Source organism: Escherichia sp. TW14182, assembly GCF_000208525.1.
In the GTDB taxonomy this organism is placed as follows: Bacteria; Pseudomonadota; Gammaproteobacteria; order Enterobacterales; family Enterobacteriaceae; genus Escherichia; species Escherichia ruysiae.
The window spans coordinates 1-3,347 of record NZ_AEJZ01000395.1 but is presented as its reverse complement, the minus strand read 5'-3'; the positions used below and the strand labels follow the sequence as shown (position 1 = coordinate 3,347).

The 3,347-nt window shown below is 52.3% G+C and carries 2 protein-coding genes and 1 pseudogene; all 3 read right to left on the bottom strand.

The window, feature by feature from the left end; translation table 11 throughout:
* On the bottom strand, nt 1-2,595 hold a 2,595-nt coding region (locus EQY_RS0122365), incomplete at its 3' end, for a phage tail-collar fiber domain-containing protein (protein WP_000104711.1).
* A gap of 10 nt (nt 2,596-2,605) precedes the next feature.
* Entirely contained in the window at nt 2,606-3,136 is a 531-nt protein-coding gene (locus EQY_RS0122360; protein WP_001285334.1) for a phage tail protein I, read from the bottom strand.
* Nucleotides 3,129-3,347 (bottom strand): annotated as a pseudogene (locus EQY_RS0122355) (baseplate assembly protein); the annotation flags it as partial. The gene EQY_RS0122360 and the pseudogene EQY_RS0122355, both read right to left, overlap by 8 nt.

Here is a 3,347-nt window from a genome sequence, read left to right as displayed (position 1 = left end):
GTTAAATGCGATGTTTTTGACGGTGTTTTCGGTATTACCCGTAGCATTTACCGTGATGGTGTGTCCGTGCGCACCCAGGGCCACAGTGTGTGCATGTGCACCAATCCCTACTGTGTGGTTATGCTGACCAATATCCACCGTATGGGCGTGCGCTCCGGCTGTGCTGGACACCTGATTGTTTCCTGAAGCCTGTACACGCTGTTTTCCACCGACAGAGTCGCCGCCATAAACACCACCGACAGTGTGCGTATGATTGCCCGTACTGTTCGTTGATTTTGTGCCGTGGTTAAATGTACTGACCGTCTTCGTGCCGTAATCAAATGAACTTGTCGTTTTCGTCCCTAGATCCGTATTTGACGCACTGGCGCTGTGAGTATGCGATTTAATCCCGTCCTGTTCCTGTGACAATACAGCTCGCCCACTGGCGGGTTTACCCTTGATTGTCCAGCCGCGCATATCAGGAATAACACCAGAAGGATAGGCAATAGCCAGTTTCGGATATGCAGCCTTATCAAACGTCTGCCCCTGCATAATTGCATAGCCTGCAGGTGGTGTATCTGATGGCCACGGCAGCGGAACACCAGGCGGAAACGCTTCAATATCTTTCGTCCCGTCAAAGGTTACGCCGTTAATTGTCCTTGCCGTTTTCAGCTTTGTTGCTGTAGCAGCATTGCCGGACAGTTCACCTGAAAGACCGACGCTGAAGGTTTGTTTCGCCGCCCATGTCTGGGCTTCGTCAATGATTGGTACTCGTCTTGTTGTGATCGTGCGACTTCCCGGATTTCCTGAAATACGCACCATAAAAAAGCGGTAGTTCGCTTTACTTACAGTGCTGCGCCACACATGCATTGAGCGCCCCGTACCGGAATCATCACTCGGACCGACTGAGATGTTTATCAGGTTGCCATCAATGACGCCCCAGTCCATACCGTCGGGAATATTGGTCATGTTATCAAGCCGAACTGTTATCAGACTACCCGGCACAAAGTCGTAGGTCTGCCAGTCCAGGCTGGAGAGTTTTGCCACTGCACCGCCGATACCCAGATTCAGGGGAAGTGAATACGAGGTGTAGACTTCCCGCCATTCGCTCCACGAGCTACCGGTAAAAACGCGCTCAAACGTGCGACCTTTAAGGGTTGTACCTGTTCCGGCAGTTGTATAACGCTGCCATACGTTAACACCATCAAAGCGCCTCAACACTTCCAGAATACCGAGGACTGTCACGCCGTTTCCGTCCAGTATTGGACCGTTGGTCGCTTTACCTGTAACGCTGTAAATACCTGGTGAAGTCACATCATTCAAATCCCCGCCGTAATAACGACTCTCTGACTGATGACCAACTCTTAACCACGGTTCCCACTGCGGATTTGATGCATCCCAGCTTGCCGCAAGGCAGCGGACGTACATATTTCCACGGCGAGTGGTATAACGTTGCGTTCTTCCATAATTCCCGCCTTCGAGGATCTCAAGCGTCCCCTGAGCAAAGCCGCCTTCCTCTGGATAATTGCGTTCATATGAAGCTATAGCCGAGCTACTGTTACGCCATAAACCAAGATGTTCGGCGGCTCCAAGCGTATTCAGGTCTATAGTCGTACTCAAAGGGCGGGTCGCTGATTGAGTGTGACGCCATACGCCCCACGGACCATCAGTGCCATTCCACTTATTGGCGAGTTTACGCATGTATACATTGCCGTCTCTCGTGATAAAGCGTTGCGTGCCTGCAAAATTGCCGGCAGCAAAAACCTCAAGCACACCGACAGCATTATCTTCCGGGAAATTTTTCTCCAGTGTTGCGTTAGTTGAGGTAGCTTTAGACCAGATCCCCAGATAAGCCTTAACGGGACCAAATGTATTCAGATCAGCATCAACCGGCATTTCGCCGTTGTTTTTCATAAACGTCAGGCTGGTAACGCCAACATTGTCCAGAAAAGCTGATTTATCCTGGATATCTGCACCATTCTGATTTTTCGCCAGACGTGAATTTGCGTTGTCATTTGCTGCCTTGACCGCTTTTGGCGTTGCCGCCAATGACTCACTGGTGCTGTTTGTTGCACTGCTTAACTGAGTAAAACCTTTTTCTGTCAGCGTGGCGTCAGGATGGCGGCGGGACTGCTCATGCTCTGCGATTTTGTCATCGACGTAATCCTGCGTCGCCATCACTGTGCTGGCATCAATACTCAGCTCAACGGACGCCACGTTGCTGAGAATAATAACCATGCGGCAGGTCTGCGCACGTCCGGAGCCTTCAGCCAGTTCTGGCTTATAGCTTTCTGCCATGTTGGATACCGCAATCAGTGTTCCGGCATCGTCATACAGACCAAGCTCACGCATCCAGAAGCCGCCCACTTCGGGCGGTACAACCAGTTCAGCCACGATATAGTTTTTATTCTTGTTATCCACACTGACTTTATTCAGAGCGTGACGCCAGACTTCATGCACCAGTTTCGTCTGACCGGCATCCGGCACCGGCAATTTGCCATTACCGTCACCCACAGCCATTGCAGACAGGTTTACTTTTTTCCCGCCGGGAACAGTGGCGGCTGCCAGCTTCGCGGCTCCGGCAGTAGTGATAACGGTTTTAAATTTCGTGCTCATTGTTTCTCACTTATCCGGGATAAACAGTAATAACATCACCATCACAGACCACACCGCCTGTATACAGATAGCCGGGAATGTCCTGGATAATGTTCAGACCGATAAGGTGGCGACTTGCGGGTTTGGCATCGGCAATCAGCCGTTCCATTTCCAGATACATTTCCTCTGTGATACCGCTTTCCAGTACGCCGATATCAAGCCGGAAAGTGCCGGGCGGGTCGTTTGTCTCCCACCATTCCTTTACGTTAATGAGATAGCCGAGCGGCTCCACCACACGCCGGATTGCGCCGACAGTACCCTTATGACAGTGGATGAAATAGGCATCGCGAATAACGGCGCGTTTGGTCGCTTCCGGCCACTTTTCATCCCATCTGTCGACCGAAAACGCCCACGCCAGCCACGGCAGCAGATTTGCCGGACAGGTGTCCGGGTTCCACAGCTCACGAATACTGACCGGCGTTTTTTCAATTTCCGCACAGGCTTTCGCGGCGGCGACCTCAAGCGGTGATGAGCCGGTCGGCAGCAGGCGCGAATCACTCATCCGAGCCTCCGGTCACGACGCGGTATTCGGTACAGAAAGACGCCTGCGTATTGTTGAGCACGATGTCGGCCAGCGGTGCAGCCAGTTCGACACGCTGCACACCTTCCACATGCAAAGCGGCATAAATGGCAGACAGACGGATGTCGCGCCCCAGCCGGTGCTGTGCCGTGATATACGCTTCCAGTTTTTTCACGGCAGCAGCGCGAATGGG